The following is a 14,501-nucleotide window of genomic DNA, read 5'->3' on the forward strand; positions in this document are numbered from 1 at the left end:
TAATTTCACGCCTATACACTTACCTGCTTACGTACTGTCTCTCTCGCTAAAAGAAAACTCATAATCACTTGCGCAGCTACTCGACTCGTCATATCTCTGAAATCAAGGGTTGGATCAATTTCTACTATATCCATCCCTTGAACGAGCGGTTCTTTACCAAGAAATTCAATCGCATCAAGTAAAGTCGTACTATCCATACCGCCAGGACCAATTGCTGGACAACCTGGTGCAAATGCTTGATCTAGTACATCCATATCAAGAGAAATGTAAATAGAAGTCACGCCTTGCTTTCTTAATACTTCAATACTTTCTGTGATAATATCTTTGATTTGTCGCTCTCGTACATCTTTCATTGTATACACTGTCACGCCATGTTCTTTTGCATATTCATGGTACGCTCGTGCATTTGAAAAATTACGAATTCCGATTTGAACGAGTTGTTTTCCTGTAATGACATCATTTTCTAGTAAACTACGGAACGGTGTCCCATTTGATGGGCCACCATCATCTAAATTACGTAAATCATGATGGGCATCAAATTGAATAACGCCGACCTTCCCTTTACTATTTGCAAACCCTGTTATACTCGGAAAACTAATCGAATGGTCACCACCAAGAACGATTGGTATCATGTTCGGATTTACTTTCGTTACATGACCAACTGTTTTCGCAATTCGCTTATGACTTTCTTTTATATCCGTCACATGCATCGTAATATCGCCGCAATCATATAAGACACTTTCTTTCATATCATGTTCTTCTGTAATTGCGTACGTGCTATATGCATCTAACATTGCACGAATTGTTTTTGGTGCAAAACTTGCTCCTGAATGACTAATAGATGGTTTAGAAAGGGGTGCTCCAATTAAGGCAGCACCGAATATTTCCAAGCCTTCCTCCCAATCTTTAATCATCTCACTCCATTTCGTCACTTCACGATCGATAAACTTTGCATTTTTCTTTAAATAGTGGCCGTGCTCCACGATTGTTCACCTCTTGTATATGCGATATTACCATTTTTCCATACTGTATTTACATGACTTACGCCGTAATGATACGGTACGTAAGCATAATTGTAAGCATCCCATAGAACTAAATCTGCCTTGCGACCAACTCTAATTTTCCCAGCTACATCGCCACGATTAATTGCGTAAGAAGAGTTAACTGTTACTGCATTCCAAACTTCTTCTGGTGTCATTTTCAGCTTGAGCATTGCAATGCTCATAATAAGCTGAATGTTCTCAGTTGGACAACTACCTGGGTTAAAGTCTGTAGCCAAAGCAATTGCAACACCTTCATCAATCATTTTACGTCCACGAGCAAAGCTTTCTTTATTTAAATAGAAAGTTGTTCCTGGTAATAAAGTCGCTACTGTATTAGAGTTTGCAAGCATTTCAATTCCTTTATCAGAAGCGCCAACTAAATGGTCCGCTGATGCTGCACCAATTTCAGCCGCTGCTTCCGCGCCACCAAGAGGGTCAATTTCATCTGCATGAATTTTCACATCAAACCCAAGCTCTTTCGCTTTTAATAAAAACTCTTTTGACTCTTCAACAGAGAACACACCTGTTTCACAGAAAATATCAACGAATTCAGCTAATTGCTTCTCTTTCATTTCTGGTAGTAGGTCTAACATCCATTGTAAAAATTCTTTTGATCTACCTTTATACTCTTTCGGAACTGCATGAGCACCTAAAAATGTGGAAACTAAATCAATCGAGTGCTCTTTTTGTAATTGTGCAGTTGCCTCTAATTGTTTCCATTCCGTCTCATCATCTAATCCGTAACCACTCTTCGCTTCTACAGTTGTAACTCCGAAAGATAGCATACGGTCTAAATGGAATTTCGCTTTTTGAACAAGTTCTTCTTTCGACGCCTTTTTCGTTGCATTTACAGTTGAAAGAATACCTCCGCCTTTTTCTAAAATTTCTAAGTACGGAACTCCTTGTAATTTTAGTGCGATTTCATTTTCACGAGATCCACCAAATACAAGGTGAGTATGCGGATCAACAAGACCAGGAGAAACCATTTTCCCGCCGCAATCAATAACTTCTTTCGCTTGTAATCCTTTAGCTTCTTCCACTGTTCCAACGAAAGTAATTACGCCGTTTTCAATTCCAACCACACCATTTTCGATAACAGGAAGCGTGTTCATCGCTTCCCGTCTTAACAAGCCATCTTCTTGATCCATTGTTAGTAATTGACCGATATTTATTAGTAAAGTGTCCAGCATGTTTTCTCCTCCTTATTTCATCATCGGAATGTTAACGCCTTTTTCTTTCGCAGTTTCTACAGCTAAGTCATATCCTGCATCAACGTGACGAACAACACCCATACCAGGGTCAGACGTTAATACGCGCTCAATACGTTTTGCTGCTGCTTCTGTTCCATCTGCAACGATAACCATTCCAGCGTGAAGTGAATAACCCATACCAACGCCACCACCGTGGTGAACAGATACCCAGCTCGCACCATTTACACTATTAATTAATGCATTTAAAATTGGCCAGTCTGCTACTGCATCACTACCGTCTTTCATCGCTTCTGTTTCACGGTTTGGAGATGCTACTGATCCGCAATCTAAATGGTCACGACCGATAACGATTGGTGCTGATAATTCACCATTTGCCACCATTTCATTAATAATGCGACCAAATTTCGCGCGCTCACCGTAACCTAACCAACAAATACGAGATGGAAGACCTTGGAACTCAACTTGCTGACGAGCCATACGAATCCAGTTACATAAATGCTCATTATCCGCAAACTCACGTAATATTACTTCGTCTGTTTTATAAATATCTTCTGGATCACCAGAAAGTGCTACCCAGCGGAATGGTCCTTTTCCTTCGCAGAATAATGGACGAATAAATGCTGGAACGAATCCTGGGAAATCGAATGCATTTTTCAAACCTTCATCGAAAGCAACTTGGCGAATGTTATTTCCGTAATCAAATGTAATTGCGCCTTTTTCTTGCATAGCAAGCATTGCTTCTACATGTTTTGTCATGCTTTCTTTTGATAATTGTACGTAACGTTCTGGATCTTCTTCACGAAGTTTCGCTGCTTCTTCTAACGTGAAACCTACTGGAATATAACCGTTTAATGGATCATGAGCAGATGTTTGATCCGTAACTAAATCTGGCGTAATATTGCGCTTCACTAGTTCTGGTAAAATCTCTGCCGCATTTCCTAATAAACCAATTGAAATTGGTTCTTTCTTCTCTTTATACTCGTTCGCAACCGTTAATGCTTCTTCTAATGATTCTGTATACATATCACAGTATCTCTTTTCAATACGACGATCGATGCTGCGCTTATCAACATCAATAGCAATGACAACACCGCCGTTCATCGTTACAGCAAGAGGTTGTGCACCACCCATACCACCTAAGCCAGCAGTAAGTGTTAATGTACCTTTTAATGAACCATCGAAATGTTGACGTGCCGCTTCGCCAAACGTTTCATATGTTCCTTGTAAAATACCTTGTGTTCCAATGTAAATCCAGCTACCTGCTGTCATTTGTCCGTACATCATAAGACCTTTTTTCTCTAGTTCACGGAAGTGATCCCAGTTCGCCCATTTTGGTACTAAGTTTGAGTTCGCTAAAAGAACGCGAGGTGCATCTTCATGCGATTTAAAGATTGCAACTGGTTTTCCTGATTGAACAAGTAATGTTTCATCGCTTTCTAACGTTTTTAATGAATCTACAATCGCATGGTAGCTTTCCCAGTTACGAGCTGCACGGCCAATTCCGCCATATACAACTAATTCTTCTGGTTTTTCAGCAACTTCAGGATCTAAATTGTTCATTAACATACGAAGTGCAGCTTCTTGAACCCACCCTTTCGTTTGTAATTCAGTACCTCTTGGCGCACGAATTGTTTGTTTAACTTTTTCCATTTCAATCTCTCCCTTTTCTCATTTTATAGTGCCGCGTTTACATCTAATCTTTCTTTTATCGAATAATTCGTTTTTAACCAGTGCGTAATATTTTCAATATCCGTTGAGAATATGCGATCATTTGTAATAGAAGGTACTTGTTGACGGCCTTGATGGTAGAAGCTCTTCGTCACTGTACTCATGTTTTCAATACCGCGATATTCTGCTGCTTGCATCGCACAAATCATCTCAATTGAAAGAACACGTCTTACATTTTGAATAATTTGATGTGCATGGCGTGAAGCGATTGTTCCCATACTTACGTGATCTTCTTGGTTAGCTGATGACGGGATTGAATCAACACTCGCTGGATGTGCTAACGTTTTATTTTCAGAAACAAGTGACGCTGCAGCGTATTGCATAATCATTGCACCAGACTGAAGTCCTGGTTCTGGACTTAAAAATGGAGGTAAATCATTTAATTGCGGATTTACTAAACGCTCGATACGACGCTCTGAAATATTTGCAAGTTCCGCCATTCCTACTTTTAAGAAGTCCATCGCAAACGCAATCGGTTGACCATGGAAATTCCCACCCGAAATTACTTTTTCTCCGCCATCAAAGATTAGCGGATTATCTGTTGCTGCATTCATTTCAATTTCTAATTTTTCTTTCACATAATTTAAAACTTGCCAAGAAGCACCGTGTACTTGCGGGATACAACGAAGTGAATATGCATCCTGTACTCGTAGTTCCCCTTGTTTTGTTGTTAATTTACTATCATGAAGGATGTCACGAATTCTGCTCGCTACTTCCACTTGCTCTTTATAACCACGTGCTTTATGAACATTTTCATCAAATGCATCAATAATGCCTTGTAATCCTTCAATTGTCATCGAAGCAATGAATTCAGCTTGATACGCCATTGCTTCTGCTTCTATATAAGAAAGAACTCCTTGCGCTGTCATCGCCTGCGTACCATTGATTAATGCAAGCCCTTCTTTCGCTTCAAGTTCAATCGGTTCAAGCCCTTCTTCTGTAAGAGCAACCATCGCATGAACGCGTTTCCCCTTATAGAACACTTCACCTTCGCCTAATAATACAAGCGCAAGATGAGATAAAGGTGCTAAATCGCCACTCGCACCAAGTGACCCTTGTTGCGGAACGACTGGGTGAATTTTACGATTTACAAACTCAAGAAGCATATTTACAACAAGTGGTCTAACACCAGATACTCCTTTAAGCATCGTGTTCGCTCGTAAAATTAACATACCGCGTGATACTTCTTCAGGGAATGGATCACCTATACCGCATGCATGTGACTGAATTAAATTGTGTTGAAGTGCCTTTACATCATCTTTTTGAATAAGCACATCACTGAACTTTCCAAATCCAGTTGTAATACCGTAAACGACTTTTCCGTCCTCTACAATTTTCTCAACAACTTCGCGGCACTCCGCCACCTTTTGCATACTATTTGGACAAGCTGTTACACCTTCCCCTTCAAGTAACAACCTCTTCATTTCTTCAATTGTCAATGTGTGTCCTGTTAACGTAATCATTCTTTTTCCTCCTTAAAAAGGCAAAAGGGGACCTTATCTTTTTAAGACAGACTTCTGTCCTAAAAAAGTAAGGCCCCCTTCTAACTAATAGACTATGGGCAAATCATATGTGATTAATTCCTAAACCAATCGCCTCATGCTCAGATCCTTTTACAGGTGCACCAATCGTTCCATATAATGCAACAGCAACCCATTCGCCTTCTTTTTTTCCGTCGTATGGTCTACCACGCACAATTGCAAAGCGAAGTCCTACTGTACGAAGAACGTCTGCTAACTGAATTTGACCTCTCGTCACTCCGTACAAAGCTTCCATAATTGCATGATAAAGTGCATGTGTTTCTCTGTAAACATCTGTTTCAATAACTTGGGTGCTCTTAGCCGCTGTTTCCATTGCTGCTACAACTTTTTGCGAATTCATCGAACCCACTCTCCCCGTACAATACTTCCAACCTTTTGGAATAGATAATACAGGGCTTTCATTCTCATCCGCAAGTGCCAACAACATGGCCATACGACCAATTCGATGTGTTCCTTGAAGAAGCATGTGACTCTCTCATTTCTTTTAATTATTTGAATATTTCTTAATTTAAGAATATATGAAAACGGTTAAATCGTCAATAGTTTAAACTCACATTCGAACAATTTTTTCATCCCCTCCATTTGTGTACACAAATTATTTACACGAATTTTTCAGGCGTGCTATAGTCTCACTAACAGATGCAAAGGGGCGAGATTTCAATGAAGAAGCGAAAAGATATTCATTTTCGAATTGAAGAAAAATTACTTGAAAGGTTTGAAGCTGCACTCCATTACGAAGGTTTAAGGAAAACCGACGTATTAACACACGCGATTCAGCAATTTTGCACGAAGGTGGAATGTGAAAAAATGAATGATGTAAAACGCCAATATAACGTAAGCAACCATTTACAGACACGTATCGATACGCATAAACATTACGAAGAAAAACAAATGAATTTAGATGAACTCGTCATGGAACATTTACAACTTCAAGGAGAAGAAAAAATATTAGAGGTTGGGTGTGCTAATGGAAATTTTCTTTCCCTTTTACAAACTAACGGTCATAAAGGCCAACTAACCGGTTTTGATCAATCGAAAACGATGCTTTCTGAAGCTGCAATAAAGAATAGCATAATTGAATGGAGACTAGGTGATGCTGGTAAACTTCCTTTTGAAGCTAATTGCTATGACTGGGTCATCGCAAGACATATGTTATATCACATGAAAGATGTCGAAAAAACAGTTCAAGGATTCCATAAAGTAATTCGTCCCGGAGGCTCACTTTTAGCTACAACAAATTCTGACGTTACATTACCTCGTATAGTTGAAATGTGTAACCGCATGTTAGACGCATTTGATTTACCGAAAACAACATCATCAGTCACTCCATTTTGTTTAGAAAATGGTAAAGAGATATTACAGTCTGTTTTTCCAACTGTTGAAGAAACAGTTATTCATAATGCTCTCGTTTTTCATCATGCTACTCCGATTGTAAGCTATATTTCTAGCATGTTTCCATCGCTAAATATACCTGATAGTACATATCTTCACGCCGAAATGAAGGAATGGCTAAAAAAAGAAGTAGAAAATGAATTGTCACTTCATAACGGTATATGGCGCGACCCGAAAACGTTAGCCATTTATCGATGTCAAAAAGAAAAAAGCTAGCAAATGCTAGCTTTTATACATTCTCATGTAAAAGTTTGTCCATCATCATATTGCCCTTTCCGCCATAAAAATTTATATTATGTTCGTTCGCTACTCCAAAATAAGAAGCAACTGCTATTCCGAATGGTACGAAAGCATGTCCTTGTGCAGTAATAATATTTGAGTGTTGTACAACTTCTTTATATACAAAATTTTCTACTGGAAAACAATCTAACTTTTGATAATCTATAGTCGCTGTATAAGAAATCCTTTTAAATAAACCTGCTCTTGCTAACGCATACGGTCCAGCACAAATCGCAGCTACTAATTTTTCTTTTTCAGAAAATTGGCGAATGACTGAAAAGAGAATATCTGCGTCTTTCATATGTACTTCGTCTCCCCCTGGAATGATAATCCCCTCATATTCATCTACACGCACTTCACTTAATTCTATATGCGGTTGTACTTGCAAGCCTGTTTCACTTATAATCAGCCCTTTTGTTAAGCCCGCAGTAATGATTTCATATTTCTTTTTCAGCAATGCTGTTGCTACTGTAATTTCAAACTCCGCAAATGTTGGGTATACGGATAATAATATTTTTTTCATAGTCCTTTCTCCTTTAACCAGCCCATAAAATATGCTTCTAACTCATCCACTGTTAATGTATTCGTGTCCACATAAGTTACAGGAAATTGTTTATACCATTCTTTTTCAGTTTCTACTAATTTAAATTGTTCTTCGAATGTACTTCGATTTCTTGCCCCGTCATTATTTTTTCTATCATATAAATTTTCTTTCGAAACATCTAAATAAAAAATTGCATCCGAACAGCATTCTCTTAATTTATACAATTCATCTTTTAATTCTGTTTCTATATCCCACTCTTTCCCTATCACTTTCGGATAAAAGAGTGTATAAAATTCAATATCTTCTGGTCCGCGATCAAAAATCACGACTGAATCTTTCACATTTTGAAACTCCTTTATTTTTGCTTCCATGAACATTTTTTGATTTATAATAAACCCTTCTTTTGAATTCATATCCAAATTTAATTGTTTTCTCTTTTCTACAATTGGATATGGATTTTCATATATAATTGAAAGTCCACATCGCTCTAACCTTATAGCCAATGTTGTTTTCCCACTTGCCATCGATCCTTGGAGTGAAATTACATATGCCATTCCTCTCATTCCCTTGCACTTTAGTACACCTATAATATACAGAATTTTGAAAACTATAAACAGAATATATATCATCTTGTTTCTTAATCTTATCTAACTTATAATAAAAATAGAGATTATGACGGACGCATCAATAATGTAAGCTTGGAAATCCAAGCTTACATTATTTTTTGCTTTCCCTTTTCTAATAAAAAGAGTATACTAGTTTAGAACGTATGTTCTTAATGATTACATACAGTAAGGAGATAGAACAATGGTATACGATACAAAAGCAATTTCTTGGAATGAGTCTTTAAAACAACTTCAACGCCGCTATACAAACAAACAAGTTGATCGAAAAGAATTTGAAGATATTGAACTGATGGAATTCTTCCGCGATAACGACTACATTTCTTTACCTACACATATAAGCGGCCTATCAACAGCACGTTTTACTTCTTACTCTATTTTCACAACTGAAGATAAAGATCGTAAAGTTGGCACATTAATCATTGAATATGTAGAAGATRATAATAATAATTTATGTGTTGAACAACTATACTTTGTTTAAATGATAACGCTTGGTCAAATTGACCAGGCGTTCTTGCTTTCTATGAATATCACTGTTTATAATATGAATAAAAGAAAACCGCAATCATTAAGGGGGGATAAGCTTGCTCGAAGGATGGTTCAGTTGGTTCATAGTGCTATGGACTGTTATTTTATTAGGACTTATGTCTATCGGTGGATACTTTATGTTCAGAAAATTCCTAAAACGATTACCTAAAGAAGATGGTATGTCCATTTTAGATTGGGAAGAGCACTATATTAATAAAACTAGACATTTATGGGATGAAGAACAAAAACAATTGTTAGAAGAGCTCGTAAGTCCTGTTCCAGAACTATTTCGCGATGTTGCTAAATCAAAAATTGCTGGCAAAATCGGAGAACTGGCATTACAAGAAAAAGCCTCTCAAATTACACAAGATTTAATTATTAAAGGATATATTATTGCTACACCGAAGCGTGATCATAAATTTTTAGTAAAAAAACTACAAGAAAAAGAGATTGATTATTCTCATTATGAATCTTTACTGACAAAATCCTCCTCATAAAAAAAGATTGCTAGATTATAGCAATCTTTTTTTAACTTACAGTTACTGATTTTACGGCTGTTAATCTAGCTTCTGCCAAGTCTATTTGTAATCCGACCGCACTCGTATAAATCGTATCGCCTGTGCCTGTAATGTTGACTTGTGTGGATGTCGTATTTGGTGCAATAGAACCTGTTGCATTTACATTTGTAATATCAAACTCAGCTCTCGCATTTGCATTTGTAGTTGTTCCAGAAAAATTACGATCTGCAAAACTACCAATTGTATTTAAATTTCCATTAATATCATTTACTTGCCCTCTAAAAAAGTTTCCTATTGGATTATTTGGTCCTGTTAATGTCACAGAGTTCAATTGAAAATTATCACCTGTAAAGTTCGGATCACCATTTACCGCCATTACAAAAGCTCTTGCTGTCACTGTCCCTGCAGCTGGTGTGAAAAATCCAGAAAGGGTTTGTGGTGTACCTGATAATAAAAAACCTGGAAATAAACTCACATTTCTCATCGGATATGAAGAATCACGATATACAACAATCAACGACCATCCAGCACCATAACCGACTGGCTGACGTGTAGGTAATCTTGTTACGCTATACCTTCCTGCTGCTCGATTTGGTAATCCTTGTAGTAAAGATGTTACGTCTGCTGCTCGATTATAAACATTGGCTATGAAAGGTAAATTCATCCCTCCTGATGACCATGCTGAATTTATTGTCACTTGTGTACTCGTTCCATCAGGCGTAACTAAATTTGGTGGATTCGCATCAACAACAGCCGTTGTAACAGCCGTATCCAACCCACCTGACCAAACAAGTAATGCAAAATCTACAACCGCTGTGGTTGGAACAATCGTAGTTGATGGATTTAATTCAGCCCATGAACCATCTAGCGTCCAATCATTCGTCGTACCTCCAAATGTATTTGGATCTGTTGATGAAGGAACCCCTCCAAAAGTTAAATCAGTATTTAATGTAATAAGTGCATTGTAAGCAAAGTTTGTATTAGCAGTACCACGCATTCCCATCGTATTGCCCGTGTGCATCATAAATAAATTATCATTTTTACCGTAAGCTTGAACGAAGGCCAATAAAGATCACTCCTATTATTTTATAAAAAAGATTTTTCACTAATATTTTCAATTACTTTAACTTACAGTTACTGATTTTGTAGCAGATAGACGCGCCTCTCCTAACTCTATTTGCAAACCTACAGCACCAGCATAAAGATAGTCAAATGTATTTGGGATATTAACTGTCGTAGAAGTTGAACCAGCTGTTAATACACCGTTCGCTGGGACATTCGTCACATCAAATTCAGCACGCCGATTCGTTGCAGCAGTTCCAATCGACATATTTCTATCTGCAAAACTACCAATTGTATTTAAATTACCTAAATAATTATTGACTTGCGAAGCGAAAAAATTCGGATTAGCATTGTTAGGTCCTGAAAGTGCACTGCCATTTAAAATAAATCTATCGTCAACCGCATCCGTATCACCATTTATTGCCATTGTAAATACACGAGCGTTAACCGGAGCTACAGCTGGAGTGATAAAATTGGAGATTGTTGCTGTCTCACCCAAGGTGGAAATAAGTAACCCACTATATAAACTAACATTCCTTATTGAGTATGAATTATCACGGTATACAACAACTAAGGCCCAGCCAAACCCTAGTGAACCTCCTATTACCATAACAGATACTCCAACAGTTGAAGTATCTGTTATTACACCTACCCCTAACCCAAATAAACTAGCAGACAAACAAATTGTAGATATAAATGAAATCATCACTTATACCGTAACGTTCCAAAATCGCGGATCAGTCCCTGCAACTTCCGTTATCATTACTGATCCGTTAGCGAATGGATTAACATTTGTTCCAGGTACCGTTATAATAAATGGCATTCCGAATCTTGGCGCAAATCCTGTAGCGGGTATACCTGTAGGAACAGTCAATCCGAACGGTATAATAACTGTTCAATTCCAAGCGAGAGTAACAAGTGTACCACCTGGTGGTATCATTCGAAATCAAGCAACTGTTACTTTCACATATGAACCAATTCCTGGTGAACCTCCTATTACCATTACAGACCCTACTCCAATTAACACAACGAATGTAAATACAGCTATATTAAATCCGCAAAAAACAGCTACGCCGGAAACAGTTACACTAGGTGATATCATTACGTATACGATTTCACTCCAAAATACAGGTACCATTCCTGCTAATAATATAGTTGTAACTGATACAATTCCTGTCGGTACTTCGTTCATTCAAAATAGTGTTACAATTAACAACGTGCCGCAACCAACCGCAAATCCATCCACAGGCATCCCTATTTCAACACTTGCTCCTTCTGAATCTGCAACAATTTCTTTCCGTGTCCTAGTTACTTCGATTCCACCAAACGGAGAAATTCAAAATCAAGGTAACGTTTCATTCCAATACCAACCTGATCCTACTAAGCCACCTGTATCCGTTACTACGCCTACGACAATAACCCCTGTAAATGTCGGAACTATTAATCCGATAAAAACCGCTGATAAATCCATCGTTTCAGTAGGCGATACAATTACGTTTACTATCACATTCCAAAACGAAGGTACAATTCCTGTCACTGATATTTCTGTTACAGATTCACTTCCTGCCGGTACATCATTCATTCCAAACAGTGTCACAATTAATAACATTCCATTTCCAAACGCAAATCCATCCACAGGAATTCCTGTTGGAAACCTTGATCCGGCAGAATCAGTAACTATTTCATTCCAAGTACGTGTTATTATACTTCCAGCTAATAGAATGATTACAAATATCGCATCTATTACGTATACTTCTCAACCTGATCCTACTAGACCACCTGTGACAACAACGACAACACCACCAATTACGATAGAAGTAAACCCTAATGTGCCAAACACATTCATTAAGACCGCAAATGTAAATAGTGTGGAGCTCGGTGACTTCATCACATATACACTTACCTTTACTAACAATGGCGCTACCCCTGCAAATAATGTACTCATTACCGATCCACTACCTCCCGAAGTTACTTTCTATCCAAATTCAGTAACAGTAAACGGTGTTTCACGTCCTGGAAGTAATCCAACTATTGGTATTCTTATTGAAACTGTTAATCCAGGTGAATCGGTTATCGTTCGCTTCATCGTACAAGTAACAAGTACGCCACAAAACGGGCTTATCCGAAATGCGGCGCGAGTTAGATATACAGTGAGACCAGATCCTACTAAACCACCGATTCCTGTTGATGAGACTTCGGAACCAAATATTATTCCGTTTATCGGTCCATTCGTCTCGCCAAATTTAAATTGTTTCTTTAATGGGGAACGTTTTATACGCCGCGGCTGGGACAGAAGATGTTAACAATATAAATAAAAAGACAGCGTCAAAAAACGCTGTCTTTTTATTTATACATATACAGTTTTTAAGTTAGTTTCATATCTTTTTCATTATAAAAACCATCTTCTTTTTCCATTTCCTTCTGTAATTTCGTAAAGGAACGGTACATAGCAATTCTCCATGACACAATCATCGCGAACGCCAGTAAGAAGAACATGCCACTAAGTTGTCCTAAATCAAGAGATTGACTTAAGTATGTTTTAAATACAATCCGCACGACAAGTAATCCAATTAATATAAAAACAAATGCTTTTGAACGCTTCAAATAAATCTCTTGTCCTCTAATTTCAAATTTAGATGTTTTAATAAGAAAAATAGAGAAAAACAAACCGACGCCAATTGCTTCTAACATTTCTGCTGGAGTTAATCGAAATTCAGGAAAAACAAACATCAACGCTCCCGTGCTCATAAAAAATGGTGGAAGTATAATTTTTTTCAATGTTGCCGGTTTCTTAGCTGCTTTTAAACGAATAAACATCGCACCAACAGCCATACAAACAGCAACGATACTGGATAAAACAACTATGTTCATATTTTCTCATCCTTTTTTGTGGCTATATGCAAAATATACTTTCATTATATGCTTTTCCGTTAGTATTTCCAACATTTTCACAGAATAATACTAAAAACCGGTAAAACCACCAAATAAACTTGAGAAATATACGATAATTTTCGTCATCCAGTTGAAATATAGGAAGATACCCATGACAATCATAACATATCCTCCAATCTTCATGAATTTCATACTATTTCTTTTAATCCAAGACATTTTCGTAATAAAGAATGATAGTACGAAAAATGGGATAGCAAACCCAAGTATGTATGCTATCATATAAATCATTGCTGATTCTGGATTTGTTGCAGCTAATCCAATTACAGACACTAAAATAGGTCCAGTACATGGTGTCCACCCTGCAGCAAAGGCCAACCCAATTAGAACGGATCCCAAATAGCCACTCGGACGATTTTTAAACGTAAATTTACGGTCTTGCATTAAAAACTTTGGCTTAAACACACCGACAATAATAAGACCGAACACGATGATAAATATACCACCTAACTGTCTAATTAAATCTTTATAATTTGTAAAGATGCCTCCAATAAAACTTGTACCAAATCCAATTGCAATAAATATAATTGAAAATCCAAGTAAGAAAAACGCTGTATGTATCATACTTCTTTTGCGAAGCATTGCATTTTCTTCTTTCAACTCAGAAACCGACATACCTGTTATGTACGATAAAAATGCCGGATAAAGCGGTAAGCAACATGGGGAAATAAATGATAAAAATCCAGCGCCAAACGCTAAAAAAATACTAATATCTTGCATGATTCCACTCCTCTCCTTACATATTGTAGCAAAAACACATAAAAATACTATGAACAATTCGTGAACTCACTTTAACAACGTGATAATAAGAAAAACTACCCTTACAAACAGTTTCTAATAAAACGTTTTCATTTCCTTCTATTATATAGAACAATCTTAATTGGACTAAGAAACTTCTCTAATTGTTATTAACATAACAAAGGTAACATAGTTTCTCAAATGATTAGCACACTATAATGGACTACCCTTCTATATCCCTAAAAAATATTTTTTTCAAATGCTGTCTTTATACAATATGAAGCTGATTTTACAATACTTTTATTATTACTAATTTCAAGATTATGCATAAATATCATACTTTTA

At 37.2% G+C, this 14,501-nt stretch carries 14 protein-coding genes and 2 pseudogenes; 4 read left to right on the forward strand and 12 right to left on the reverse strand.

The genetic code is table 11. From position 1 onward, the window contains the following. Nucleotides 1-11: 11 nt before the first annotated feature. The 5 genes from hutG to hutP form a co-directional block, all read right to left on the reverse strand. Nucleotides 12-983: a formimidoylglutamase gene (gene hutG, locus AC1DMU_RS12590; RefSeq protein WP_088122894.1), complete on the reverse strand. Its 972-nt coding sequence runs from the start codon at nt 981-983 to the stop codon at nt 12-14. Beyond that, nucleotides 962-2,233 carry an imidazolonepropionase gene (hutI, locus tag AC1DMU_RS12595; RefSeq protein ID WP_088064210.1) on the reverse strand — a complete coding sequence of 424 codons (1,272 nt, stop codon included), beginning with the start codon at nt 2,231-2,233 and terminating at the stop codon, nt 962-964. Before hutI ends, hutG begins: the two co-directional genes overlap by 22 nt. 12 nt (nt 2,234-2,245) lie before the next feature. Next, nucleotides 2,246-3,904 (reverse strand): urocanate hydratase, encoded by a 1,659-nt coding sequence (gene hutU, locus AC1DMU_RS12600; protein ID WP_000416700.1) that lies wholly within the window; start codon nt 3,902-3,904, stop codon nt 2,246-2,248. A 23-nt stretch (nt 3,905-3,927) separates the two neighbouring features. Continuing rightward, complete coding sequence (gene hutH / locus AC1DMU_RS12605) at nt 3,928-5,445, reverse strand: histidine ammonia-lyase (protein WP_000631835.1); 1,518 nt, start codon at nt 5,443-5,445, stop codon at nt 3,928-3,930. A gap of 103 nt (nt 5,446-5,548) precedes the next feature. Further along, a complete protein-coding gene (gene hutP / locus AC1DMU_RS12610) occupies nt 5,549-5,989 on the reverse strand; it encodes a hut operon transcriptional regulator HutP (protein ID WP_088064212.1) in 441 nt (146 codons plus the stop codon). A 194-nt stretch (nt 5,990-6,183) separates the two neighbouring features. On the opposite strand from hutP, the gene AC1DMU_RS12615 reads away from it, so the two are divergent. Next, nucleotides 6,184-7,131: a class I SAM-dependent methyltransferase gene (locus AC1DMU_RS12615; protein WP_142291798.1), complete on the forward strand. Its 948-nt coding sequence runs from the start codon at nt 6,184-6,186 to the stop codon at nt 7,129-7,131. 13 nt (nt 7,132-7,144) lie between these two features. On the opposite strand, the gene AC1DMU_RS12620 is transcribed toward AC1DMU_RS12615, so the two are convergent. Then, complete coding sequence (locus AC1DMU_RS12620) at nt 7,145-7,717, reverse strand: DJ-1/PfpI family protein (RefSeq protein ID WP_088064214.1); 573 nt, start codon at nt 7,715-7,717, stop codon at nt 7,145-7,147. Continuing rightward, nucleotides 7,714-8,301 carry an AAA family ATPase gene (locus AC1DMU_RS12625; RefSeq protein WP_142291799.1) on the reverse strand — a complete coding sequence of 196 codons (588 nt, stop codon included), beginning with the start codon at nt 8,299-8,301 and terminating at the stop codon, nt 7,714-7,716. Before AC1DMU_RS12625 ends, AC1DMU_RS12620 begins: the two co-directional genes overlap by 4 nt. Nucleotides 8,302-8,545: 244 nt before the next feature. Here AC1DMU_RS12625 and AC1DMU_RS12630 point away from each other — a divergent pair, with 244 nt between their 5' ends. Both AC1DMU_RS12630 and AC1DMU_RS12635 read left to right on the forward strand, forming a co-directional pair. Next, the gene (locus AC1DMU_RS12630; protein ID WP_476941509.1) at nt 8,546-8,842 is read left to right on the forward strand and encodes a hypothetical protein; all 297 of its coding nucleotides are present in this window, start codon (nt 8,546-8,548) and stop codon (nt 8,840-8,842) included. Between the two features lie 103 nt (nt 8,843-8,945). After that, nucleotides 8,946-9,386 carry a DUF2621 domain-containing protein gene (locus AC1DMU_RS12635; RefSeq protein WP_000889389.1) on the forward strand — a complete coding sequence of 147 codons (441 nt, stop codon included), beginning with the start codon at nt 8,946-8,948 and terminating at the stop codon, nt 9,384-9,386. Nucleotides 9,387-9,417: 31 nt separating this feature from the next. On the opposite strand, the gene AC1DMU_RS12640 is transcribed toward AC1DMU_RS12635, so the two are convergent. Then, a complete protein-coding gene (locus tag AC1DMU_RS12640; protein ID WP_088064216.1) occupies nt 9,418-10,473 on the reverse strand; it encodes a hypothetical protein in 1,056 nt (351 codons plus the stop codon). Between the two features lie 57 nt (nt 10,474-10,530). Beyond that, nucleotides 10,531-11,058, reverse strand: a pseudogene (locus AC1DMU_RS12645) (hypothetical protein); the annotation flags it as partial. On the opposite strand from AC1DMU_RS12645, the pseudogene AC1DMU_RS12650 reads away from it, so the two are divergent. Next, a pseudogene (locus AC1DMU_RS12650) lies at nt 11,048-12,772 on the forward strand (DUF7619 domain-containing protein); the annotation flags it as partial. The pseudogenes AC1DMU_RS12645 and AC1DMU_RS12650 sit on opposite strands and share 11 nt — an antisense overlap. Before the next feature lie 61 nt (nt 12,773-12,833). On the opposite strand, the gene AC1DMU_RS12655 reads toward AC1DMU_RS12650, so the two are convergent. The 3 genes from AC1DMU_RS12655 to AC1DMU_RS12665 all read right to left on the reverse strand — a co-directional run bounded on the left by AC1DMU_RS12655 (nt 12,834) and on the right by AC1DMU_RS12665 (nt 14,292). Then, complete coding sequence (locus AC1DMU_RS12655) at nt 12,834-13,340, reverse strand: CcdC family protein (protein ID WP_001028637.1); 507 nt, start codon at nt 13,338-13,340, stop codon at nt 12,834-12,836. Nucleotides 13,341-13,430: 90 nt separating this feature from the next. Next, nucleotides 13,431-14,138, reverse strand: coding sequence for a cytochrome c-type biogenesis protein CcdA (ccdA, locus tag AC1DMU_RS12660; protein ID WP_001152685.1), 708 nt, complete (start codon nt 14,136-14,138; stop codon nt 13,431-13,433). A 16-nt stretch (nt 14,139-14,154) separates the two neighbouring features. Beyond that, a complete protein-coding gene (locus AC1DMU_RS12665; RefSeq protein WP_079999649.1) occupies nt 14,155-14,292 on the reverse strand; it encodes a peptidase T in 138 nt (45 codons plus the stop codon). Nucleotides 14,293-14,501 lie beyond the last annotated feature (209 nt).

It is taken from the genome of Bacillus sp. 01N45 (genome assembly GCF_056399205.1).

What these genes read in the sequence shown, in the direction of transcription:
- hutI (WP_088064210.1), bottom strand. Translation starts at nt 2,233, where the DNA reads ATGCTGGACACTTTACTAATAAATATCGGTCAATTACTAACAATGGAT.
- hutU (WP_000416700.1), bottom strand. Translation starts at nt 3,904, where the DNA reads ATGGAAAAAGTTAAACAAACAATTCGTGCGCCAAGAGGTACTGAATTA.
- AC1DMU_RS12655 (WP_001028637.1), bottom strand. Translation starts at nt 13,340, where the DNA reads ATGAACATAGTTGTTTTATCCAGTATCGTTGCTGTTTGTATGGCTGTT.
- ccdA (WP_001152685.1), bottom strand. Translation starts at nt 14,138, where the DNA reads ATGCAAGATATTAGTATTTTTTTAGCGTTTGGCGCTGGATTTTTATCA.
- AC1DMU_RS12615 (WP_142291798.1), top strand. Translation starts at nt 6,184, where the DNA reads ATGAAGAAGCGAAAAGATATTCATTTTCGAATTGAAGAAAAATTACTT.
- AC1DMU_RS12625 (WP_142291799.1), bottom strand. Translation starts at nt 8,301, where the DNA reads ATGAGAGGAATGGCATATGTAATTTCACTCCAAGGATCGATGGCAAGT.
- hutP (WP_088064212.1), bottom strand. Translation starts at nt 5,989, where the DNA reads ATGCTTCTTCAAGGAACACATCGAATTGGTCGTATGGCCATGTTGTTG.
- hutH (WP_000631835.1), bottom strand. Translation starts at nt 5,445, where the DNA reads ATGATTACGTTAACAGGACACACATTGACAATTGAAGAAATGAAGAGG.
- AC1DMU_RS12620 (WP_088064214.1), bottom strand. Translation starts at nt 7,717, where the DNA reads ATGAAAAAAATATTATTATCCGTATACCCAACATTTGCGGAGTTTGAA.